The following is a 21,230-nucleotide window of genomic DNA, read 5'->3' as shown; positions in this document are numbered from 1 at the left end:
AGACACCAAGGAGGGCGGTGTTCGACGGCAGGCGGCGATCCCCCCGCCCTGCGCAGCAGACTTAATATGCCTTCGGCAAAGACCTGGCGATGCGCAAACGCAGGGAGGCAACACCCCGACAGGCTCCGCCGCCTTGGTGTCTTGGTGCCTTGGTGGTATTCCCCTCTCCTGCACCGTCGCCCCCGCGCCCCTACCCCCTCGACAGCGCGACCCGCCGGTGGCAAGGTGCCGCCCCGTTCCGACCCAGTGTGGAGATCGCCGCGATGACGACGGCCGATGCGTCCTTCTTCGGCGTGATGCCCGTGGAGCGCTTCCTTGCCGAGTACTGGCAGAAGAAGCCGCTGTTCATCAAGGGCGCCTTCAAGGATTTCGTCAGCCCCATCGAGCCCGACGAGTTGGCCGGCCTCGCCCTGGAGGACGACGTCGAAAGCCGCATCGTCATCGAGAACGGCAAGACCCCGTGGGAACTGCGCCACGGCCCCTTCAGCGAAAAGACCTTCAAGGGCCTGCCCAAGGACAAGTGGACGTTGCTGGTGCAGGGCGTCGACCTGTGGGTGCCGGAGGTGGCGGCGCTGGTGGATGACTTCCGCTTCATCCCCAACTGGCGCATCGACGACATCATGATCTCCTACGCCGCCGACGGCGGCGGCGTCGGCCCGCATTACGACACCTACGACGTCTTCCTGCTGCAGGCCCATGGCCGCCGCCGGTGGGACATCGGCCAGCTGTGCGAGGCGGCCACGCCCATCCTTGACCACCCCGCCCTCCGCATCCTGACCGAGTTCGACGCCACCGACGGCTGGGACTGCGAGCCGGGCGATCTGCTCTACCTGCCGCCGCGCCTCGCCCACTTCGGCGTCGCCCAGGGCAATGACTGCATGACCATCTCGGTCGGCTTCCGGGCGCCGGGCGTCGGCAGCATGATCCGCGAGTTCGCCGAGAGCATCGCCGAGCGGGTGCCGGAGGAAGTGCGCTACGAAGACCCCGACCTCGCCGTGCAGGCCAACCCCGGCGAGATCACTCCGGCTGCGGTGGAGCGCATCCGCACCCTGGTGATGCAGCGCCTGGACGACCCCGACAGCCTGGCGGCGTGGTTCGGCAAGCATGTGACCGAGCCGAAGTACGATTATTTCCCCAGCCCGGCGGACGCGCCGCTGGGGCCGGATGGCGTGCGGCGGGCGCTGGCCGACGGCGCCGATCTGCGCCGCAACGAAGGCAGCCGCTTCGCCTATCAGGAACGGACGGGCGGCGGCATCCGTCTGTTCGTCGACGGCGAGGGCTTCCTGTGCGCCGGCGCCGCCGCCGACCTCGGCCGCCTGCTGTGCGCCGAGACCTTCATCGAGGCCGACCGCCTGCGGGAGACGGTGCGTGATGGCGCCGCCCTCGGCCTGCTGGCGCAACTCCATGATCGCGGGTCGCTGCACCTTGATTGAGGTCGAGGACTATCCCTTCACCGGCTACCTCGCCGCCGACGGCTTCCTGGACCCTCTGCTGGAGGAACTGGGCGAGGCCGCCTCCCACGTCCACGGCCGGCTGGTGTTCTGCCCCGGTCCGCCGCGGCCGGCGGCGTGGTCGCAGAACACCTGGACGGCGCCGCGGCTGATCCGCTTCGAGAGCAACGGCGACGCCGCCCGCGCCCTGCGCGACATCCAGCGCAACTGGGCCTTCTACGGCGTCGAACATCACCGCCGCGCCGCCCTGATCCAGGAGAAGCTGCCGCACGTTTCGGCCAAGCCGCTGGTGTTTCCGCAGCCGGCCCCGACGGCGCCGCTCGGCTCGTGGACGCTGCTCGACCGCACCACCCTGGTGGCGGCGGCGCAGTGTTCCAGCCCCTTCGCCAACGGCGAGGTCGCCTTCGTCGAGGACCGCGACGGCCCGCCGAGCCGCGCCTATCTGAAACTGTGGGAAGCCTTCACCCTGCTCGGCCGCATGCCGGGACCGGGCGATCGGGTGATCGACCTGGGCGCCTGCCCCGGTGGCTGGACCTGGGTGCTGCAGCGCCTGGGGGCGCAGGTGGTGGCGGTGGACAAGGCGCCGCTCGACCCGCGCGTCGCCGCCCTGCCGGGGGTGGAGGTGCGGCTGGAAAGCGCCTTCGGCCTCAAGCCCGCCGATGTCGGGCCGGTGGACTGGCTGCTGTCCGACGTCATCTGCTACCCCGAGCGCCTGCTGCGGCTGGTGACCGAATGGATCGACAGCGGCCTCGCCCGCAATTTCCTCTGCACCATCAAGTTTCAGGGGGCGACGGATCACGAGACTGCGCGCGCCTTTGCAGCCATTCCTGGCAGCCGCGTCCTGCACCTGTCGGTCAACAAGCACGAACTGACGTGGATTCGCCTCGCGGACAGGCAATAGATACCACGCAACAGTTGAACTTCCACCCGGCAATTGTATGATGACAGCGGGAAATCGCTGGGGGGAAGAACATGACGTCGGAAGACCTGCGCGCCATCGTCGCCATGGAGACCCGCGCGCCGTCGCGGGCGGACGAGGTGCGGGCGCTGAAGCTGTGCCTGCGCCACCTCATCCGCGACGCCGAGGCCCTGGAGCTGCCGACGGTGGTGACGGCGCTGGAAACCGCCGTCACCGCCCTTGACTCCGCCGCCGCCCGCTGACCGTCGCAACCGGCGGCGGGCCGGGCCTCATCCGCGCGGCAGGGGCGTGAAGTCGTCGCTGCCGAGGAAGTGCGGCCGGCGCCGGGCGGGCCCGAAGGCCTGCTTCGGCGTGTTTTCCACGCTGTTGTAGACGATGAACACGTTCGACCGTGGGTACGGCGTGATGTTGCCGTTGGACCCGTGAACGACGTTGCATTCGAAGAACAGCACCGATCCCGCCGGGCCAACCGGCTGTTCGATGCCGCAACGCTTTTCCAGCCACTCCATGCTGGTATCGGACGGCACGCCGAATTCCTGGCGGCGCAGCGAGGCCTTGAAGTGGTCGTCCGGGGTGCCGCCGGAGCAGGCGACGAACCACTTGTGCGACCCCGGCATCACCATCACCGGGCCGTTGACGGGGGTGTTCTCCGTCAGCCAGATGGCGCAGGACACCATGCGCATGCGCGGCACGCCGTCCTCCACATGCCAGGTCTCGAAGTCGGAGTGCCAGTAGAACTCCTTCCCCTTGAAGCCGGGCTTGTAGTTGATGCGGCTCTGGTGGACGTAGACGTCGCTGCCGAGCAGCTGGCGGGCGCGGTCGGCGATGCGCGGGTCGGCCGCCAGGCGGCGATAGACGTCGCTGGTCTCGTGCACCCGGAAGATGGAGCGCACGATGTCGCTGTCCGGCTCGCGGATCACCTCGTCGCTGTCGCGGGCGGCGCCGGCCGTGGCCCACAGGCGGTCCAGCTCGGCCGAGAACGATGCCAGGTCGTCAGGGCCGAAGAACGCCGGATAGAACAGGAAGCCGTTGCGGTCGTAGGCCTCCAGTTCGTCCTGGCCGAGCGGGCCATCCGCCGCCGCGCCGTACACCACCGGGTCTTTCCGCTCGGTGATGACGTCTTCCGTTCCCCTGCGCGACGGATAGAGGTCCTGCTCCTGGATCGCATTCATGGTGATGTCTCCTGTGTCGGTCCTGATGGGTGCGGCGGGGGCGGTCAGGCCGCCGCCTCGTCCTCCTCGTCGGTGATGAGCGGATAGACGCCGTTCTCGTCGTGGTCTTCCTTGCCGGTCAGCGGCGGGTTGAAGACGCAGATCATGCGCATGGTCTCGGTGGCCCGCAGCCAGTGGCGCTCGTGCCCGTTCAGGGCGTACATGACGCCGTCGTGCAGCGCGAACGTCTCGCCGGTGTCGATGACCTCGATCTCGCCCTTGCCGCCGACGCAGTACACCGCTTCCAGGTGGTTGGCGTAGTGGATGTAGGTTTCCGTGCCGCCGTGGATGAGCGTGTCATGGAACGAGAAGCCCATGCCGTCCTTGCGCAGCAGCATGCGGCGGCTGGTCCAGGTGCCCTTGTCGGCCTTCACTTCGGCCTCGGTGCCCACCAGGTCTTCGAGCTTGCGAACGATCATTGCGTCTGGTCCTTCTTCCTGTCTTCGTCCGGGTTCCGGTGGCGGCGTGGCGCCGCCCTCAGGCGGCGCTGCGGCTGTGGTTGTCCTGGGTGTCGGAGCCGCCACGCTTGTCCGCCACGGCGGCGAAGGCCTGTTCCAGGATGTCGAGGCCCTCGGCCAGCCCCTCGCCGGTGATGGTCAGCGGCGCCAGGATCTTCACCACCTCGCCGTCGGGGCCGGAGGTTTCGATGATCAGGCCGCGCTTGAAGGCCTCGGCGCAGATCTCCTTGGCCGCGCCCTCGGCGCCCAGGGCGATACCCTGCATGAAGCCGCGGCCGCGCACCTCGCCCTTGAACTGCGGGAAGCGGTCGCGCAGGCGCAGGAAGCGTTCGCGGATGATCGCCGCCTTCTCCCGCACGCTGTCGGCCAGGGCGTCGGTTTCCCAGTGGCGCAGGGCTTCCGTGGCGGCGATGAAGGCCAGGTTGTTGCCGCGGAAGGTGCCGTTGTGCTCGCCGGGGCCGAACACGTCGTACTCGGGCTTGATGAGCGTCACCGCCAGCGGCAGGCCGAGGCCGCCAATGGACTTGGACAGGCAGATGATGTCGGGCTCGATGCCCGCCGGCTCGAAGCTGAAGAAGGTGCCGGTGCGGCCGCAGCCGGCCTGCACGTCGTCGACGATCATCAGCATGTCGTGGCGGGTGCACAACTCGCGCAGGCGCTTCAGCCACTCCATGGAGGCGGCGTTGATGCCGCCCTCGCCCTGCACCGTCTCCAGGATCACCGCCGCCGGCAGGTCGACGCCGGAGCCGGCGTCCAGCACCAGTTTCTCGAAGTAGCCGAGGGTGTCGACGCCCTTGCCGAGATAGCCCTCGAACGGCATGAACACGGTGTTGTTGAGCGGCAGGCCGGCACCGCCGCGCTTGAACTGGTTGCCGGTGACCGCCAGCGAACCCAGCGTCATGCCGTGGAAGGCGTTGGTGAAGCTGACGATCTTCTCCCGCCCCTTGACCTTGCGGGCGAGCTTGAGGGCGCTTTCCACCGTGTTGGTGCCGGTCGGCCCCGGGAACATCATGCGGTACGACAGGCCGCGCGGCTTCAGGATGACATCCTGGAAGCGCTCGATGAAGCGGCCCTTGGCGGCGGTGGCCATGTCCAGGCTGTGCAGCACGCCGTCGTCCTGCAGGTAGTCGATGACCGCCTGCTTCATGGCGTCGTCGTTGTGGCCGTAGTTGAGCGCGCCGGCGCCGGCGAAGAAGTCGATGTATTCGCGGCCCTTGTCGTCGATCAGGGTGTGGCCCTTGGCCTTGACGAACACGGCGGGAAAGTCGCGGACGTAGGAGCGGACGTTGGATTCGTAGGTGGCGAAAATATCCATGGGGGTCTTCCTCCCGGTGGTCTTGTTGCCGACGGCGAGCGGGCCGATGCGGAACAGGCGCTCTGGCTCGTGGGCCGCGCCGGTGGCGGGGAACCAGTCCCCGGGGAAAATCTCGGACACCGCGACGGCGGCGTGATGGCGCCGGGCGGCGCCGCGGAACAGGGCTTCGGAGGCGGCGTTGGAGGGCGTGACCGTCGCTTCCAGGAAGCGCGGCGGGCTGCCCTGCGGGCCGGGCCGGCGCAGCAGCGCATCCAGCAGCTGCGAACCGAGGCCGCGTCCCTTCTCGCTCGGCGCCACGCCCACCTGCCACACGAACACCGTGTCCGGCTGGCGCGGCGGCACGAAGCCGATCACGAAGCCGACCAGGCGGCCGTCGCGCTCCGCCACCAGGCTGGTGTCGGAGAACCACTGCCCCATCATCAGGTAGGCGTAAGGGGAGTTGCGGTCGAGCGCGCCGGTGGCGTCTACCAGGGCGACCATGGCGGCACCGTCGGCGGCCCGGGCCGGGCGGATGAGCGGCGCCGTCGGGCGCGTGGCAGGCTCGTCGGCATCGGCGGCGACGGGTCGCGGCAACGCGGCACCAGCGCCATGACCCTCCGGTGCGGCACAGGCACGGCGGGGAGTTGGGGAAATCGTCATCACCTCGTCACATAATCTTCAGCTCGGACCGGTGAATAAAACTTCCCCGGCCCCTCGATCCATCCGTTCGCGGCCTTCAACGCCCTCCCGACGTTTCGGTTGCGGCAGATCCGACGCCCGCCGACTCCGCGACAGACGCATCGTGCCTTGGCGTGAATGCCATGAACGGCGACGTGCGGTGTGATGAATAAAATACGCATGCTGTCAGATATGTCAACCCATACCCTTTTCTACGCCTCTACGGTTACTCTACAGACAGGCCAAGTTGGACTTCTTGATCCACAAATTTCCACTGGCTTTCCCCGAAGTTTTTACGTCGCCTGACTATTTGCATTTACATTTTTACTGATTTTTCCGTTGATTCCTCCGCCGATGGACCTATCCTGACGACATCGCGCCGGCCCTGCCACCCCTTCCTGACGATACTGGGGCTCTACTCCGTTGCCATCCATCGGCGCCGTCAGGCGTTTGGCAGGCACCGTGACGATCCTTGTCACCAGGATCAGCGCTACTGTCGCCGGAACCAATCACGACACAGGAGGTCAATTCCGCCATGAAAGGCTACATCACCATCGTCCGCCGCGACCGCGACGACGGCTATCAGGCCGAGGTGCTGGGCGTGCCGGGATGCAAGTGCTCGGCCCCGACGGTGGACGAAGCCCTGCACGCCGCCAACCAGACCCTGCGCCGCCGCGCCGAGGAGCTGCAGGAGGAGGGCGCCGACCTGCCGGCGCCGCGCCCGTCGCATGACATGATTTCCGAGGTCGCCCGCCGCTCGGCAGTGGCCGGCGCCTGCCTGCGCGAGCCGAAGCTGAGCGCCTGACGGCAGGATGACCGGCGCCCGGCACCCGGCCGGGAGCGGGCATACGAAAAGGCCGGGGGACGCCGTCTCCCGGCCTTTTCGCGGGTCTGCCGCGGGTCGTTACTGCTGGGTCGGCGCGGTGCCCGTGCCGGTACCGGTGCCACCGTCCGGCGGCGTGGTGGGGGCGCCCTCCGGGTGCGGCTGCGGATTGGTGGTGGGCGACGGACCGGTCTGCGGGCTGTCGCCCGGCATGGCGGGGGCGCCGGGGGTCGGCGTCTGGGCCGGCGGCGCCTCGGTGGCCGGCATGGTGGCCGGCGGCTGAGTGCTCTGTCCGAACATCCACCAGCCGAGCGCCACCACCGCCAGCACGATGATGACGATCATGATGGTGCGGCGCGAATTGTCTTGCCTGTCAGCCACGTGCGGTCCTCCCTTGAAGTTGAGCGCGAGCACGGCCGCCGGGCTTGGCGGACGCCCTGCAAGGGTAACGGGGTGTGTCGGCGGGCGGTTCGGCGCGGTGGGCGCGAAACTCCTTGCACGGCACCGCCGCGCCCGGTAACCCTTGAACGCCCATCCCGGCAACCCCTGCCAGAAGTGTCGCCATGACCACCCGCCTGTCGCTCGTTCTGCGCCATCCTCAGCTCAAGTCCCTGTATGCCTTCTGGGTCTCCCGCTGCGACGAGGACGCCCTGCCCATGGCCGAGGACATCGAGCCCGCCGACCTGCGGCCGTGGATCGGCAACCTGGTGGTGATGGACGTGCAGCGGGCCGAGCAGGGCGGCGGCTATGCCTATGCCTACTACTCCAGCGGCTTCGCCAGCGCCTTCGGCGACAAGGCCGGACGCACCATCGACGACCTGCCGGAAGACCAGCGGGCGCTGATCAAGGCGGAATACGACCGCGTGCGCAGCGAGCGCATTCCCACCTCCCGCGTTTACACCGCCGATTTCGCCGACGGCCGCCAGACGTGGGAACGGCTGGTGCTGCCGTTCTTCGATCCCGACGGCGCCGTGGTCAAGCTGCTGGTTGCCGCCTACCGCCTTCCCGCCTGAGGGTTTTTGCCGAGTCGCGCGGGTTTCTGTTGATCCTGACCGGCCTCCCCTGAGATAACTGAGCCGGACCTTCCGCCCCTGCCGGTCGCGCCGGGGCGCGCCCCCGTCTGTCGCTGCTACCGGAACCGCCACATGACCGCCGACCTCTCCGACGTCACCGCCCCGGACAAGTACGAGGTGATGACCGCCGACGAGTTCAATCTCTGGTGCGCGCTCAACGGCAAGCCCTACCGGCTGGCCCGCCACGTGTGGCCGGACGGCCGCGCCGAGTGGGACGTGGAGGTGAACCCCGGCAAGCCCGACGCCATGGTGTGCTACGGCACCGGCCGCGAGGATGAGGGCGTCGCCGCCGCCGCTGCCTTCGCCTTCATCGCCGGCGTGGAATGGGCCGAAGCCTCCATCCGCGCCCGCCTGGAAGACGAGGTTCTGGCCGGCGAGGACGAGGACGACGAAGACGGCTTCGAGACCTGGGCGGCGGAAGAACCCGACGCCGAGGACGAGCCCGACGCCGACGAGATCGAGGACGGCGACGATGACGCCACGGCGGCAGCCGAGGACGACGCCGACGCCGAAGACGACGCCGAAGAGGCCGAAGAGGACGATGGTGCCGACATCCGCCCGTCGCTCGGCTGCGTCGGCCCGGCGGCGCCGGAGGACTGGAGTAGCAGCAGCGACGACGACGACGGCGAGCCTGCGGACGAGCCTCCCCCCGCCGCCGCCACCGGCGAGGATGCCGACGGCTACGAATACCCCGGCCTCACCCTGCTGCAGCTGCCCAGCAACCGCGACAGCACGCCCGAGGACGAAGCCAAGCTGGCCGGCAATGCCCGCTCGCTGGAAACGGTGCTGAAGAACTTCCGCGTCCGCGGCGAGATCATGGAGGTCAAGGTCGGCCCGGTGGTCACGCTCTACGAGCTGGAGCCGGTGCCGGGCACCAAGTCGGCCACCATCATCAATCTGGCCGACGACATCGCGCGGTCCATGTCGGCCATCACCGCCCGCATCGCCGTGGTGCCGGGGCGCAGCGTCATCGGCATCGAACTGCCCAACGACACGCGCGAAACCGTGTGGCTGCGCGAGATCATGGACAGCGAGTCCTTCCAGGGCAATCACAAGCTGCCGCTGGCGCTCGGCAAGGACATCGGCGGCAACCCCATGGTGGTGGACCTGGCGCGCATGCCGCACCTGCTCATCGCCGGCACCACCGGCTCGGGCAAGTCGGTGGGCATCAACGCCATGATCCTGTCGCTGCTCTACCGCCTGCCGCCGGAAAAGTGCCGCCTCATCATGGTCGACCCGAAGATGCTGGAACTGTCGGTCTACGACGGCATCCCGCACCTGCTGACCCCGGTGGTCACCGACCCCAAGAAGGCCGTGCAGGCGCTGAAATGGGCCGTGCGCGAGATGGAAAGCCGCTACAAGGCCATGGCGACCCTGGGCGTGCGCAACATCGAGGGCTACAACGCCCGCGTCACCGAACTGGTGGAAAAGGGCGAGCGGGTCATGCGGCAGGTGCAGGTCGGCTTCGACCGCGACCGCCGCGAGCCGATCTATGAAGAACAGCCCATGGACCTGCGCCCCCTGCCCTACATCGTGGTGGTGGTGGACGAGATGGCCGACCTCATGCTGGTGGCCGGCAAGGAGATCGAGGCCGCCATCCAGCGTCTGGCCCAGATGGCCCGTGCCGCCGGCATCCACCTCATCATGGCGACGCAGCGGCCGTCGGTGGACGTCATCACCGGCACCATCAAGGCCAACTTCCCCACCCGCATCAGCTTCATGGTGACGAGCAAGATCGACAGCCGCACCATCCTCGGCGAAGCCGGGGCGGAGCAGCTGCTGGGCCAGGGCGACATGCTCTACATGCAGGCCGGCGGCCGCATCACCCGCGTCCACGGCGCCTTCGTCGCCGACCACGAGGTGGAGAAGGTGGTGCGCTTCCTGAAGGATCGCGGCGAGCCCGAATACCTGCACACGGTCACCGAGGACGACGAGTTCGACGGCGACGGCCTCGGCTACGAGGGCGGCGGTAGTGGTGGCGGCGGTGCCGTGGGGCTGGAGAACATCCCCTCCTCCGGCGACGACCTCTACGACCAGGCCCTGGCCCTGGTGCTGCGGGAGCAGAAGGTGTCCGTCAGCTTCATCCAGCGCCACCTGCAGATCGGCTACAACCGCTCCGCCCGGCTGGTGGAGCGCATGGAGAACGAGGGCGTCATCAGCCCCGCCAACCATGTCGGCAAGCGCGAGATCCTGGTCTCCGCCGCCACCTACGGCGGTGGCAGCGCGGCCTCGGGCGGCGACGACGACTACTGACGCCGGCACCCCTCCTCCCGCGTCAGGCGTTGCTGCAGCGCACACTGACCGGGAGGAGAAGTACCCATGGCCCGTCGACGTTCACCCCGCCGCGCCTCCCCCGCCGCTTCTGCCGCGCTGGGGGTCGATGCCCTGCAGGCGGCGGTGAAGTCGGCGGAGATGCTGACGGCGGCGGCGGTCACCATCGGCCTGCGCACCTCCGCCATGGGGGCGGCGTGGCAGGGCTGGCGGCCGCACGACCACCGCGAGAACACCCGCATGGTGACGGAGAAGATGGCGGCCGCTGGCGAGTTCGCCGCCGCCGCCGGCAGCAACATGATCGCCATGCAGACGGAGATGCTGCGGCTGTGGACCGACGTCGGCGCCTGGAGCCGCCTCGCCACCCTCGGCCTCAGCGGCTACAGCGCCATGCTGAAGCCCTACCACACCCGCACCACCGCCAACGCCAAGCGCCTGGGCCGCAGCAAGCGCCGCTGACACGCCTCAGCCGGCCACCCCGAACGCCAGATGCAGGGCCAGACCGGCGAGCGAACAGCCGAGCAGCAGCGGCATCATGCCGACGCGGAAGCGGAAGGTCGCCACCAGCGCCCCCGCCGCCAGGGCGGCCGCCGCCACGTCCACCGTCCGCCACTGCGGCCAGTCGAGCGTCAGCGGGCCGAGGGTGAGGCGGTCGACCTCGGCGAACAGGGTGTGGACGGTGAACCACAGGAACAGGTTCAGGATCACCCCCACCACCGCCGCCGTGACCGCCGCCAGGCTGCCGGCCACCGCCCGGTTGCCCCGCAGCGCCTCCACCCACGGGGCGCCGAGGAAGATCCACAGGAAGCACGGCGTGAAGGTGACCCAGGTGGTCAGCACCGCCGCCAGGGTTCCGGCCACATAGGGGTCGAGCCCGCCGGGGTCGCGGAAGGCGCCGAGGAAGCCGACGAACTGCACCACCATGATCAGCGGCCCGGGCGTCGTCTCGGCCATGCCGAGGCCGTCCAGCATCTCGCCGGGCTGCAGCCAGCCGTAGGTTTCCACCGCCTGCTGCGCCACATAGGCCAGCACCGCATAGGCGCCGCCGAAGGTCACCACCGCCATCTGGCTGAAGAACAGGGCGATGCGGCTGAACACGTCGTCGGGGCCGAGGACGGCGATCAGCACCGCCACCGGCACCAGCCACAGGGTAAGGAAGATGCCGGCAATGCGCAGCGCCCACGACACCGACCGCCGGGCATGGTCGGGGATGCCGTCGCCGAGCGCCGTCTCGCTGTCCGGCGGCCCGGCCGCCCCGCCGCCGCCATGACCGCCGCCGGCGGCGAACTCCCGCCGGCCGAGCCGCCCGCCCAGGAAGCCAAGGACGGCCGCCGTCAGCACGATCACCGGGAACGGCACGTTGAAGGCGTAGATCGCCACGAAGGCGGCGGCGGCGATGGCCGCCATGGCCGGCCCCTTCAGCGCCTTGCGGCCGACCCGCAGCAGGGCCTGGATGACGATGGCCAGCACCGCCGCCTTCAGGCCGAAGAACAGGGCGTTGACCCACCCCACCTCGCCCCAGGCGGCATAGATGAGGCTGAGGGCGAGGATGGCCAGGAACCCCGGCAGCACGAACAGGATGCCGGCGACAAGCCCGCCCGCCGTGCGGTTCAGCAGCCAGCCGATGTAGACCGCCAGCTGCTGCGCCTCCGGCCCCGGCAGCAACATGCAGTAGTTGAGGGCGTGCAGGAACCGGCCCTCGCCGATCCAGCGCTTTTCCTCCACCAGAATGCGGTGCATGACGGCAATCTGCCCCGCCGGCCCGCCGAAGCTGAGGGCGGCGACGCGGGCCCAGGTGCGGGTCGCTTCCGCCAGGGTCGGCAGCCGGGGCCGCGGCGGCGGGTGGTCGGACGGGCGAGGATGGGGATCGGGTTTCGCTTCAGGCATGCTGCGCCTCCCCTCGTTGCGGGCGTGGCGCGGTCTTGGGCATGCCGCCTGACGGGGCAACCGCGAGCCCCGATGCCACGACGAGACCATGCCGCCGCCGCCCTGTCAACGCAGCAGCGACGGCGGCATCTACTAGTAGATCAGCTGAGGCGGCCTTCGTTCAGGCGCACGGTGCGATCCATGCGGGCCGCCAGATCGGGGTTGTGGGTGGCGATGAGGGCCGCCAGCCCCTCGTCCCGCACCAGCCGGAGGAAGCCGGCGAAGACGTGGTCGGAGGTGTGGGGGTCGAGGTTGCCGGTGGGTTCGTCGGCCAGCAGCAGGCGCGGCCGGTTGGCGAGCGCCCGGCAGATGGCGACGCGCTGCTGCTCGCCGCCCGACAGTTCCGCCGGCCGGTGCTGCGCCCGCTTGGCAAGGCCCATGCCGTCGAGCAGCGCCATGGCACGGTCCTTGGCCTGGCGGCGCGACACGCCGGCGATCATCTGCGGGATGACCACGTTCTCCAGCGCCGAGAACTCCGGCAGCAGGTGGTGGTACTGGTAGACGAAGCCCAGGTGGCTGCGCCGCAGGGCGGTGCGCTTGTCGTCGGACAGGCGCCCGGCCTCGGTGCCGGCGATGGCGACGGTGCCGGCGGTCGGCTTCTCCAGCAGGCCGCAGATCTGCAGCATGGTGGACTTGCCGGAGCCGGACGGCCCGACCAGGGCGACGATCTCGCCGCTGGCGATGGTAAGGTCGATGCCCTTCAGCACCTCCAGCGTCTCGCCGCCCTGCTTGAAGCGGCGGCGGACGTCGATCAGCGACAGGGCGGCGTCACTCATAGCGCAGGGCCTCCACGGGGTCGAGGCGGGCGGCCCGCCAGCTGGGGTAGATGGTGGCGCCGAACGACAGGCCGAGCGCCATCAGCACCACCGAGGTGACCTCGTTCCAGTCGATCTCCGCCGGCATGTTGGCGAGGAAGTAGATCTCCGCCGCGAACAGTTCGGTGCCGGTGATGCTCTGCAGGAACTGGCGGATGGCCTCGATGTTGGCGGCGAAGGCGACGCCGAGGCCGAGGCCGGCCAGCGTGCCGACCACGCCCACCGAGGCGCCGGCCATGAAGAAGATGCGCATCACCGATCCGCGCGTCGCCCCCATGGTGCGCAGGATGGCGATGTCGCGGCCCTTGTCCTTCACCAGCATGATCAGGCCGGAGATGATGTTGAAGGCCGCCACCAGGATGATCAGCGTCAGGATCAGGAACATGACGTTCCGCTCCACCTGCAGCGCATTGAAGAAGCTGGAGTTGGTGCGCTGCCAGTCGAACAGGCGGTACCCCGGCCCGAGCTGGCCGGCAATGGCCGCCATGGCGGAGCGGGTGCGGTCGGGGTTGTCGAGCACCACCTCCAGATGCGACACCGCATCGGGCTGCTGGAAGTAGACCTGCGCCGCCGCCAGCGGCATGAACACGAAGGAACTGTCGTACTCGTACATGCCGACGCTGAAGATGGCGCCGATTTCGTAGGCGCGCACCCGCGGCACGGTGCCGAAGGCGGTGGGGGTGCCCTTGGGGCTGATCAGCGACAGGCTGTCGCCCAGGCGCAGGCCGTATTTCTCCGCCATGCGCTGGCCGATGAGGATCTTCTCGTCGCCCAGGTCGGCGAGCGAGCCTTCGACGATGTTGTCGGCGATGATGCGGCGCTGGCCCAGCGCCTCCGCCGTCGCGCCGCGCACCACGGCCCCGCCGGAGACGTTGTTGGCGCTGGCCATCACCTGGCCCTCGATCATCGGCGTCACCGCCACCACCCCCGGCACGCCGCGCACCTGCCCGGCCACCGTCTCGAAATCGAAGAAGTTGGGGCCGTTGGAGAACACGGTGACATGGCCGTTGAGGCCGAGGATGCGGGTCAGCAATTCCTGCCGGAAGCCGTTCATCACCGCCATGACGATGATCAGCGTCGCCACCCCGAGGGCGATCCCCAGCAGCGAGAAGCCGGCAATGACGGAGACGAACCCCTCGCGCCGACGTGCCCGCAGATAGCGAAACGCCATCATCCGTTCAAAGGCGGAAAACACCATGCCTGTCCTTATCCAGCCGCTGCGGGGGAAGAGAGGAAAACCACCAAGACTCCAAGACACCAAGACGCCTGTGTGATCGTGCTCCGCTGCCGCCACCTTGAAGAACGGGAATACTCTTCTTCAGCGAGGCACCGGGCGGCAGCCGTGGGGACGGCTGCCTTGGTGTCTTTGTGTCTTGGTGGTTCACCCGTGCCGGCTCACCCTCACCCGGCGAAGCGGGCGACGACGGCGTCGAGCGGGAGTTCGCTGCGCTCGCCGGTCTTGCGGTTCTTCAGTTCGGCGATGCCGGCCGCCACGCCCTTCGGGCCGATGATCACCTGCCACGGCACGCCGATCAGGTCCATGTCGGCGAACTTGGCGCCGGCGCGTTCGTCGCGGTCGTCGTACAGCACTTCGACGCCGGCGGCGTTCAGGGCCGCATAGAGGCGGTCGCAGGTTTCGGTGCAGGCGCTGTCGCCGGCCTTCAGGTTGATGAGGCCGACCTGGAACGGCGCCACGCCCTCCGGCCAGATGATGCCGGCGTCGTCATGGCTGGCCTCGATGATGGCGCCGACCAGGCGCGACACGCCGATGCCGTAGCTGCCCATGTGGACCACCACGTCCTCGCCGCCCGGGCCGGTGACCACGGCGCCCATGGGCTGGGAGTACTTGGTGCCGAAATAGAAGATGTGGCCGACCTCGATGCCGCGGGCGTTGACGATGTCGCCGGCCGGCGTCTCGTCGGTTTCCGGGTTGTACTTCTCGTCGGTGGCGGCGAACAGGCTGGTCCAGTCGTCGACGATGGGCTGCAGGTCGCCGTCATAGTCCACGTTGGCGGGGATCGGCTTTTCCAGCAGCGCGCGATCGACGTAGACGCCCGACTCCCCGGTTTCGGCCAGCACAATGAACTCGTGGCTGAGGTCGCCGCCGATGGGGCCGGTGTCGGCCTGCATGGGGATGGCCTTCAGGCCCATGCGGGCGAAGGTGCGCAAGTAGGCGACGAACATGCGGTTGTAGGACTTGCGGGCGTCTTCCTGCGTCAGGTCGAAGGAATAGTTGTCCTTCATCATGAATTCACGGCCGCGCATGACGCCGAACCGGGGCCGCACCTCGTCGCGGAACTTCCAGTGGATCTGGTAGAGGTTCTTCGGCAGATCCTTGTAGCTGCGCACGTTGTTGCGGAAGATGTCGGTCACCACTTCCTCGTGCGTCGGGCCGTAGAGCATGTCGCGCTCGTGGCGGTCGACGATGCGCAGCATTTCCTTGCCGTAGTCGTCATAGCGGCCGCTTTCCCGCCACAGGTCGGCCGACTGGATGGTCGGCATGAGGATTTCCTGGGCGCCCGCCGCGTCCTGCTCCTCGCGCACGATCTGCTCCACCTTGCGCAGCACCCGGTAGCCGAGCGGCAGCCAGTTGTAGATGCCGGCGGCGTGCTGGCGCACCAGGCCGGCGCGCAGCATCAGGCGGTGCGAGACGATCTGCGCCTCGGAGGGGTTTTCCTTGAGCGTCGGCAGGAAATAGCGGGACAGACGCATGCAATCCTCGAACTAGCGGTGTGGACGCCGCCGAAAAGCCGGCAGCGCAGGTTGGCCGCACTCTACCGCGCGCCCAGGGCAGGGGCAACAGGCCGCGGCGACCTCACTTGACCGCCGGAATGGGGCGAAAATCGGGGCAGGCTACCGCTGCATCGAACGCTGACGGGCGGCCCGCCGTTGCGCCTCCAGCGTGCGGCAGGCCTCCCGCAGTTCGCGCTGTACGGAGGGTTCCATGGGCTCGCCGTTCCAGTAGACGATGCCGTCGCGGATGGTGACGGCGCCCAGCACCGTCTCCGCCTGCAGGGCGCCGCGCGCCGCCTCCGGCACCCGGCCCTGCAGCCGCTCGCCCAGGTCGAGGCCGATGTAGAACGAGATTTCCTCCGGCAGGTCCATGCGGTAGCCGCCGCCGACGTCGGCCGGCGCCACGGCGCGTCCGTGGACGTCCACCCCCGGCTCATACGCCACCCCCGGCGGCTGGCGGTAGGTGATGCCCTGGTCGATGGCGGGGCAGTCGAGCGGCGTGATGGTGATGCGCAGCGGCCCGTCGTCGGTCGCCTCCACTTCCGCCGCCGCGGCCGGTGCCGCGCCGCCCCCCGCCACGCCGGCGGCAAGCCCGGCTGCAAGCACCGCGAGCGCCGTCAGCATCCCCATACGCCTCATCGTCGTTACCCCTTGAGCGTGTAGCCGCTGCCCCAGTGTGGGCCGCGCTTCTTTAAGGAAGGGTTGCGGCGCCGCCGCCGCAACCGCCAGACCTGGAGCCCCCCGCACATGCTCGACCGCCTGTTTGGGCTGACGGCCCACCACACCACCGTGCGCCGCGAGGTGGTGGCCGGCCTCACCACCTTCCTGACCATGGCCTACATCATCTTCGTCAACCCCGGCATCCTGGCCGACGCTGGCATCGACCCCGGCGCCGCCTTCGTCGCCACCTGCCTGGCGGCGGCCTTCGGCTCCGCCATGATGGGGCTGGTCGCCAACTACCCCATCGCGCTGGCGCCGGGCATGGGCGTCAACGCCTTCTTCGCCTATTCCATCGTGCTCGGCATGGGCTATTCGTGGCAGGTGGCGCTGGGGGCGGTGTTCTGGTCGGGCATCCTGTTCGTCGGCCTGAGCATCTTCAAGGTGCGCGAGGTCATCATCAATGCCATCCCGCAAAGCCAGAAGATGGCCATCGCCGCCGGCATCGGCTTCTTCCTCGCCTTCATCGGCCTGCGCAACGCCGGCATCATCGTCGCCAACGAGGCCACCTTCGTCGGCCCCGGCGACCTGACCTCGGCGCCGGTGATTCTCGCCTTCATCGCCTTCGTCATCATCGTCGCGCTGGACGTGCGGCGGGTGCCGGGGTCGATCATCCTTGGCATCCTGGCCTCCACCGCGCTGGCGGTCGCCTTCGGCCTGCAGGACATGGCCGGCATCGCCTCGTTGCCGCCGAGTCTCGCCCCCACCTTCCTGCAGCTGGACCTGTGGGGCGCCTTCGAGGTGGCGCTGGTGACGGTCATCCTGTCGCTGCTGTTCATCGACATGTTCGACACCGCCGGCACGCTGATCGCCACCTCCCACGCCGCCGGACTGCTGGACGAGCGCGGCCGCCTGCCCCGCCTCAGCCGGGCGCTGCTGGCCGACAGCACGGCAACCGTGGTCGGCGCCGGCCTCGGCACCTCCACCACCACCAGCTATATCGAGAGCCTGTCGGGCATCCGCGCCGGCGGCCGCACCGGGCTGACGGCGGTGGTGGTGGCGGTGCTGTTCCTGCTGGCGCTGTTCCTGGCGCCGCTGGCCGCCACCGTGCCGCCCTATGCCACTGCCGCGGCGCTGGTCTACGTCGCCTGCCTGATGGCCGGCTCGCTGCGGGAGGTGGACTGGCACGACGTCACCGAATTCGCCCCGGCGGTGGTGACGGCGCTGGCCATGCCGCTGACCTTCAGCATCTCGGAAGGCATCGGATTCGGCTTCGTCAGCTACGTCGTCATCAAGCTCGCGTCGGGCAAGTGGCGCGACCTGCATCCCGTGGGAGTGGTGGTGGCTGCGCTGTTCGTAATGAAATTCGCCTACCTCTAAGGCGGTAGGACACATATTGTCAAAAATGTGGTGACAAGTGTCTTAAAGTTGCGTACCGTCATGCCATTGATGAAGGGCTGCAACGGCTCAGGTTTAGGGAGGACGCCGCGCAAGCGGCCGGCGGGGCACCGCTGAAACGACGCCGAAAACGGCGCAGGCCGGAACCGCAGGTTCCGGCCTTTTTCAATGCGCCCGGAACCGCAGGTTCCGCCTTTTTCAATGCCACCATCACCCCACCCGCTCCGCCGCCCGCGCCCGCATCCACGGCGGGTCGAGGGGAGCGATGCGCAGGGCAGCCGGGCAGTCGGGGCGATGGGCGCCGGGCAGATAGCCGATGCTCATGAGGAACTCGTTCACCACCTCGCCGCCCATGAACTTGAAGGTCTTGCGGAACAGCTTCACCCACTGGTCCTTGTCGCGCGGGTGATTCATCTCGATCCAGGCGGCGAAGCTGCCGTGCTCCGCCTGCAGGGCGAGCACCCGGCGGCCATTCTCGATGGTGGCGTCGACCTTCAGGCGGTTGCGGATGATGCCGGGGTCGGCCAGCAGCCGGGCGCGGTCGGCATCGTCGAAGCGGGCGACGACGGCGGGGTCGAAGTCGGCGAAGGCGGCGTTGAGGGTCGGCCGCTTGTTCAGCACCAGCAGCCACGACAGGCCGGCCTGGAACACCTCCAGGCACAGGCGCTCGAACAGCACGCGGTCGTCGGTAACGGGTACGCCGTATTCGTTGTCGTGGTAGGGCCCGTGGACCGGATGGCCCGGCGCCGCGTCGCAGTAACCGCTCATGAACAGTCCTCCCTCGGCCGTCCGCCATCAGACCCCGCGCCGGCGGCGCCTGTCCAGCGCCATAGCGACGCGGCCGGACGGGACGGACCATGCCTCTTCCGGCCAATTGAAGGCTCCGACGGATAAGATCAGGCCGGATTAGGCCGCGCGGCGTACCAATACAGGCCAAATATTGCGGCTGCGGGGTGCGTGCTACACCCGGTTCACCTGTGCCACGACTTCCCAGGGGAACCGCGCATGTCCGCGAGCAAGAAGATCTCCGTCATCGGCCTTGGCTACGTCGGCCTGCCGCTGGCGGTCGCCATCGCCCGCCACTTCCCGACGGTGGGCTTCGACATCGACGCGAGCCGCGTGGCGGAGCTGCGCGCCGGCCACGACCGCACCCGCGAGGTGGAGGCCGACGCCATGCGCACCACCACCCTGCACGCCACCACCGATGCCGAGGACATGCGCGGCAGCGACGTCTTCATCGTCACCGTGCCGACGCCGGTGGACCAGTGGAACAAGCCGGACCTCGACCCGGTGCGCAAGGCCTGCCGCACGGTCGCCGACGTCATGGGCAAGGGCGCCACGGTGGTGTTCGAAAGCACCGTCTACCCCGGCGTCACAGAGGAGATCTGCGGCCCGCTGCTGGAGCGCTTCTCCGGCCTCACCTGCGGCACCGACTTCTTCCTCGGCTACAGCCCGGAGCGCATCAACCCCGGCGACCGCGAACACACCGTGGAGCGCATCACCAAGGTGATCGCCGGCCAGACCCCGGCGGTGACCGAGCAGCTGGCCGACGTTTACGGCAAGGTCACCACCGGCGGCGTGTTCCGCGCCGCCTCCATCAAGGCCGCCGAGGCCGCCAAGGTGATCGAGAACGCCCAGCGCGACATCAACATCGCCTTCATCAACGAAATCACCATGATCTTCCAGCGCATGGGCCTGTCGATCCATGACGTGCTGGAAGCCAGCGCCACCAAGTGGAACTTCCTCAAGTTCCAGCCCGGCCTGGTGGGCGGCCACTGCATCGGCGTCGACCCGTTCTATCTGGCCGAATGCGCCAGCATGCTGGGCCACCACCCGGAAATCATCCTGTCCGGCCGCAAGGTCAACGATGCCATGGGCCATTACATCGCCGACCAGGTGATGGAACGCCTCGGCAGCGACCGGGAGAATGCCCGCGTCCTGGTGCTCGGCCTGACCTTCAAGGAGAACGTGCCGGACCTGCGCAACACCCGCGTGGTCGACATCATCCAGAAGCTGCGCGCCAAGGGGCATCTGGTGGACGTCCACGATCCGCTGGCCGACACCGACGAAGCCGCCCGCTACTACCAGATCGAGCTGAAGCGCACCCTTGACGGGCTCACCGGCTACGACGCCCTCATCGGCGCCGTGCCGCACGACAGCTACAAGGGCTTCACGGCGGAGGTGTTCGACCGTCTGGTGGCGCCGGGCGGCGTGATCGCCGACATCAAGGGCATGTGGCGTCAGATGACCATGCCGGCCGACCGTCTGGTCTGGCAGCTGTAAGTCGCATCGCATGGGAGAAAGGGGAGAGGCGCCGACGGGGCGCTTCAACAACGAAGGCCGGTGCCCGACGGGCACCGGCCTTCGTCCGTCCTGCGCGGTCAGGACGCCGGGGCGTCCTTACTTCTTCGGCAGCTGGGCGTCGATGCCCTCGATGTACCAGTCCATGGACAGCAGCTGCTCGTCGGTGGCGGTTTCGCCGGCCTTGATGCGCTCCACGCCCTGGTTGTCCTTGATCGGGCCGGTGAAGATGTGCAGCTCGCCCGACTTGATCTTGGCGACCACGGCGTCCACTTCCTCACGCACCTCGGCCGGAACCTTCGGGCCGTAGTCGGCCAGGGCGACCATGCCGCTGTCCAGGCCGCCCCAGACGTCGCCGCTGGTCCAGGTGCCGTCCATGACCGCCTGCACGCGCTCGATGTAGTAGCCGCTCCAGTCGTCGACGATGGCGGTCGCCTGGGCGTTGGGGCCGAACTGCGCCATGTTCGACGCCTGACCGAAGGCGGTCAGGCCCTTCTCTTCCGCCAGCTGCATGGGGGCGGCGGAGTCGGTGTGCTGCACCAGCACGTCGGCGCCCTGGGCCACCAGGGTCTCGGCCGCCTCGCGCTCCTTGCCGGGATCGTACCAGGCGTTGACGTAGATGATCTTGACCTTGGCGTCCGGGTTGACCGCGTGCAGGCCCTTCACGAAGGCGTTGATGCCGCTGACCACTTCCGGGATCGGGAAGGGCGCGATGTAGCCGATGGTGTTGGACTTGGTCATGCGGCCGGCAATGATGCCGCTGGGGTAGCGGCCTTCATAGAAGCGGCCGGAGTAGGTCGCCAGGTTGTCGGCGCGGGTGTAGCCGGTGGCGTGCTCGAACTTCACGTCCGGGTAGCGCTTGGCGACCTTGGCGGTCGGGTTCATGAAGCCGAACGAGGTGGTGAAGATCAGCTTGTGGCCGGACTGGGCCAGCTGGTTGACGACGCGCTCGGCATCGGCGCCTTCGGCCACGTTCTCGACGTAGGTGGTCTTCACCTTGTCGCCGAAGTGCTTTTCCACCGCCAGGCGGCCCTGGTCGTGCTGGTAGGACCAGCCGTGGTCGCCGATCGGGCCGACGTAGACGAAGCCGACCTTGAGCGGGTCCGCAGCCTGGGCGCTGCCGGCGAACGGACCGACCATGGCGGCGCCGATGGCAACCGCACCGGCCGCCAGGCCGAGAACGGTCCGGCGGGTGATGTTCCAGCTCTTCTCACTCATCCCC

At 68.8% G+C, this 21,230-nt stretch carries 20 protein-coding genes; 9 read left to right on the top strand and 11 right to left on the bottom strand.

Going from position 1 to position 21,230, the window contains the following annotated elements; genetic code table 11:
* Nucleotides 1–263: 263 nt before the first annotated feature.
* The 3 genes from ABD056_RS01405 (at nt 264) to ABD056_RS01395 (ending at nt 2,612) form a co-directional block, all read left to right on the top strand.
* Complete coding sequence (locus tag ABD056_RS01405; protein WP_343863672.1) at nt 264–1,433, top strand: JmjC domain-containing protein; 1,170 nt, start codon at nt 264–266, stop codon at nt 1,431–1,433.
* On the top strand, nt 1,426–2,352 hold the full coding sequence (locus ABD056_RS01400; RefSeq protein WP_343863670.1) for an SAM-dependent methyltransferase: 927 nt from the start codon (nt 1,426–1,428) through the stop codon (nt 2,350–2,352). The genes ABD056_RS01405 and ABD056_RS01400 overlap by 8 nt, the downstream gene beginning before the upstream one ends.
* Before the next feature lie 71 nt (nt 2,353–2,423).
* Nucleotides 2,424–2,612 carry a hypothetical protein gene (locus tag ABD056_RS01395; RefSeq protein WP_343863668.1) on the top strand — a complete coding sequence of 63 codons (189 nt, stop codon included), beginning with the start codon at nt 2,424–2,426 and terminating at the stop codon, nt 2,610–2,612.
* A 27-nt stretch (nt 2,613–2,639) separates the two neighbouring features.
* Here the strand turns inward: ABD056_RS01395 and thpD are convergent, their stop codons facing one another.
* Genes thpD through ectB form a run of 3 tightly spaced genes read right to left on the bottom strand, consistent with a single transcriptional unit; the run spans nt 2,640 to nt 5,927 of the window.
* Nucleotides 2,640–3,542, bottom strand: coding sequence for an ectoine hydroxylase (thpD, locus tag ABD056_RS01390; RefSeq protein ID WP_343863666.1), 903 nt, complete (start codon nt 3,540–3,542; stop codon nt 2,640–2,642).
* 44 nt (nt 3,543–3,586) lie between these two features.
* Nucleotides 3,587–4,000 (bottom strand): ectoine synthase, encoded by a 414-nt coding sequence (locus ABD056_RS01385; protein WP_343863664.1) that lies wholly within the window; start codon nt 3,998–4,000, stop codon nt 3,587–3,589.
* A gap of 58 nt (nt 4,001–4,058) precedes the next feature.
* Nucleotides 4,059–5,927: a diaminobutyrate--2-oxoglutarate transaminase gene (gene ectB, locus ABD056_RS01380; protein ID WP_343863662.1), complete on the bottom strand. Its 1,869-nt coding sequence runs from the start codon at nt 5,925–5,927 to the stop codon at nt 4,059–4,061.
* Between the two features lie 619 nt (nt 5,928–6,546).
* Here ectB and ABD056_RS01375 point away from each other — a divergent pair.
* On the top strand, nt 6,547–6,816 hold the full coding sequence (locus ABD056_RS01375) for a type II toxin-antitoxin system HicB family antitoxin (RefSeq protein WP_343863660.1): 270 nt from the start codon (nt 6,547–6,549) through the stop codon (nt 6,814–6,816).
* A gap of 99 nt (nt 6,817–6,915) precedes the next feature.
* Here the strand turns inward: ABD056_RS01375 and ABD056_RS01370 are convergent, their stop codons facing one another.
* A complete protein-coding gene (locus ABD056_RS01370) occupies nt 6,916–7,215 on the bottom strand; it encodes a flagellar basal body-associated FliL family protein (RefSeq protein WP_343863658.1) in 300 nt (99 codons plus the stop codon).
* A gap of 182 nt (nt 7,216–7,397) precedes the next feature.
* Here ABD056_RS01370 and ABD056_RS01365 point away from each other — a divergent pair, with 182 nt between their 5' ends.
* From ABD056_RS01365 to ABD056_RS01355, 3 genes are all read left to right on the top strand, one after another.
* Nucleotides 7,398–7,847: a PAS domain-containing protein gene (locus ABD056_RS01365; protein ID WP_343863656.1), complete on the top strand. Its 450-nt coding sequence runs from the start codon at nt 7,398–7,400 to the stop codon at nt 7,845–7,847.
* Between the two features lie 132 nt (nt 7,848–7,979).
* The gene (locus ABD056_RS01360; protein WP_343863654.1) at nt 7,980–10,160 is read left to right on the top strand and encodes a DNA translocase FtsK; all 2,181 of its coding nucleotides are present in this window, start codon (nt 7,980–7,982) and stop codon (nt 10,158–10,160) included.
* Nucleotides 10,161–10,226: 66 nt separating this feature from the next.
* On the top strand, nt 10,227–10,637 hold the full coding sequence (locus ABD056_RS01355; protein ID WP_343863653.1) for a hypothetical protein: 411 nt from the start codon (nt 10,227–10,229) through the stop codon (nt 10,635–10,637).
* A gap of 6 nt (nt 10,638–10,643) precedes the next feature.
* Here the strand turns inward: ABD056_RS01355 and chrA are convergent, their stop codons facing one another.
* From chrA to ABD056_RS01330, 5 genes are all read right to left on the bottom strand, one after another.
* Nucleotides 10,644–12,065 carry a chromate efflux transporter gene (gene chrA / locus ABD056_RS01350; RefSeq protein ID WP_343863651.1) on the bottom strand — a complete coding sequence of 474 codons (1,422 nt, stop codon included), beginning with the start codon at nt 12,063–12,065 and terminating at the stop codon, nt 10,644–10,646.
* Between the two features lie 140 nt (nt 12,066–12,205).
* Complete coding sequence (locus ABD056_RS01345) at nt 12,206–12,880, bottom strand: ABC transporter ATP-binding protein (protein WP_343863649.1); 675 nt, start codon at nt 12,878–12,880, stop codon at nt 12,206–12,208.
* Nucleotides 12,873–14,117 (bottom strand): lipoprotein-releasing ABC transporter permease subunit, encoded by a 1,245-nt coding sequence (locus ABD056_RS01340; protein ID WP_343863648.1) that lies wholly within the window; start codon nt 14,115–14,117, stop codon nt 12,873–12,875. The genes ABD056_RS01345 and ABD056_RS01340 overlap by 8 nt, the downstream gene beginning before the upstream one ends.
* Before the next feature lie 203 nt (nt 14,118–14,320).
* Nucleotides 14,321–15,631: a proline--tRNA ligase gene (proS, locus tag ABD056_RS01335; RefSeq protein ID WP_343863646.1), complete on the bottom strand. Its 1,311-nt coding sequence runs from the start codon at nt 15,629–15,631 to the stop codon at nt 14,321–14,323.
* 141 nt (nt 15,632–15,772) lie between these two features.
* Nucleotides 15,773–16,291 (bottom strand): hypothetical protein, encoded by a 519-nt coding sequence (locus ABD056_RS01330; RefSeq protein ID WP_343863644.1) that lies wholly within the window; start codon nt 16,289–16,291, stop codon nt 15,773–15,775.
* A gap of 108 nt (nt 16,292–16,399) precedes the next feature.
* Between ABD056_RS01330 and ABD056_RS01325 the strand changes: the two genes are divergently transcribed.
* Complete coding sequence (locus ABD056_RS01325; protein ID WP_343863642.1) at nt 16,400–17,689, top strand: NCS2 family permease; 1,290 nt, start codon at nt 16,400–16,402, stop codon at nt 17,687–17,689.
* Nucleotides 17,690–17,917: 228 nt separating this feature from the next.
* On the opposite strand, the gene ABD056_RS01320 is transcribed toward ABD056_RS01325, so the two are convergent.
* Nucleotides 17,918–18,475: a DNA-3-methyladenine glycosylase I gene (locus ABD056_RS01320; protein WP_343863640.1), complete on the bottom strand. Its 558-nt coding sequence runs from the start codon at nt 18,473–18,475 to the stop codon at nt 17,918–17,920.
* Nucleotides 18,476–18,712: 237 nt separating this feature from the next.
* Between ABD056_RS01320 and ABD056_RS01315 the strand changes: the two genes are divergently transcribed.
* A complete protein-coding gene (locus ABD056_RS01315; RefSeq protein ID WP_343863638.1) occupies nt 18,713–19,990 on the top strand; it encodes a nucleotide sugar dehydrogenase in 1,278 nt (425 codons plus the stop codon).
* A 117-nt stretch (nt 19,991–20,107) separates the two neighbouring features.
* Here ABD056_RS01315 and ABD056_RS01310 read toward each other — a convergent pair whose 3' ends face one another.
* Entirely contained in the window at nt 20,108–21,226 is a 1,119-nt protein-coding gene (locus ABD056_RS01310) for a BMP family ABC transporter substrate-binding protein (RefSeq protein ID WP_343863636.1), read from the bottom strand.
* Between the last annotated feature and the right edge of the window lie 4 nt (nt 21,227–21,230).

The organism is Caenispirillum bisanense (assembly GCF_039523075.1).
Taxonomy (GTDB): Bacteria; Pseudomonadota; Alphaproteobacteria; order Rhodospirillales; family Rhodospirillaceae; genus Caenispirillum; species Caenispirillum bisanense.
Note: the sequence above shows the minus strand (reverse complement) of the source record. Positions and strands in the feature narration are given on the sequence as shown.

What these genes read in the sequence shown, in the direction of transcription:
- ABD056_RS01315 (WP_343863638.1), top strand. Translation starts at nt 18,713, where the DNA reads ATGTCCGCGAGCAAGAAGATCTCCGTCATCGGCCTTGGCTACGTCGGC.
- ABD056_RS01325 (WP_343863642.1), top strand. Translation starts at nt 16,400, where the DNA reads ATGCTCGACCGCCTGTTTGGGCTGACGGCCCACCACACCACCGTGCGC.
- ABD056_RS01320 (WP_343863640.1), bottom strand. Translation starts at nt 18,475, where the DNA reads ATGAGCGGTTACTGCGACGCGGCGCCGGGCCATCCGGTCCACGGGCCC.
- ABD056_RS01365 (WP_343863656.1), top strand. Translation starts at nt 7,398, where the DNA reads ATGACCACCCGCCTGTCGCTCGTTCTGCGCCATCCTCAGCTCAAGTCC.
- ABD056_RS01405 (WP_343863672.1), top strand. Translation starts at nt 264, where the DNA reads ATGACGACGGCCGATGCGTCCTTCTTCGGCGTGATGCCCGTGGAGCGC.
- ABD056_RS01360 (WP_343863654.1), top strand. Translation starts at nt 7,980, where the DNA reads ATGACCGCCGACCTCTCCGACGTCACCGCCCCGGACAAGTACGAGGTG.
- ABD056_RS01340 (WP_343863648.1), bottom strand. Translation starts at nt 14,117, where the DNA reads ATGGTGTTTTCCGCCTTTGAACGGATGATGGCGTTTCGCTATCTGCGG.
- ABD056_RS01355 (WP_343863653.1), top strand. Translation starts at nt 10,227, where the DNA reads ATGGCCCGTCGACGTTCACCCCGCCGCGCCTCCCCCGCCGCTTCTGCC.
- thpD (WP_343863666.1), bottom strand. Translation starts at nt 3,542, where the DNA reads ATGAATGCGATCCAGGAGCAGGACCTCTATCCGTCGCGCAGGGGAACG.
- ABD056_RS01345 (WP_343863649.1), bottom strand. Translation starts at nt 12,880, where the DNA reads ATGAGTGACGCCGCCCTGTCGCTGATCGACGTCCGCCGCCGCTTCAAG.
- ABD056_RS01330 (WP_343863644.1), bottom strand. Translation starts at nt 16,291, where the DNA reads ATGAGGCGTATGGGGATGCTGACGGCGCTCGCGGTGCTTGCAGCCGGG.
- ABD056_RS01375 (WP_343863660.1), top strand. Translation starts at nt 6,547, where the DNA reads ATGAAAGGCTACATCACCATCGTCCGCCGCGACCGCGACGACGGCTAT.
- proS (WP_343863646.1), bottom strand. Translation starts at nt 15,631, where the DNA reads ATGCGTCTGTCCCGCTATTTCCTGCCGACGCTCAAGGAAAACCCCTCC.
- chrA (WP_343863651.1), bottom strand. Translation starts at nt 12,065, where the DNA reads ATGCCTGAAGCGAAACCCGATCCCCATCCTCGCCCGTCCGACCACCCG.
- ABD056_RS01310 (WP_343863636.1), bottom strand. Translation starts at nt 21,226, where the DNA reads ATGAGTGAGAAGAGCTGGAACATCACCCGCCGGACCGTTCTCGGCCTG.
- ABD056_RS01385 (WP_343863664.1), bottom strand. Translation starts at nt 4,000, where the DNA reads ATGATCGTTCGCAAGCTCGAAGACCTGGTGGGCACCGAGGCCGAAGTG.
- ABD056_RS01395 (WP_343863668.1), top strand. Translation starts at nt 2,424, where the DNA reads ATGACGTCGGAAGACCTGCGCGCCATCGTCGCCATGGAGACCCGCGCG.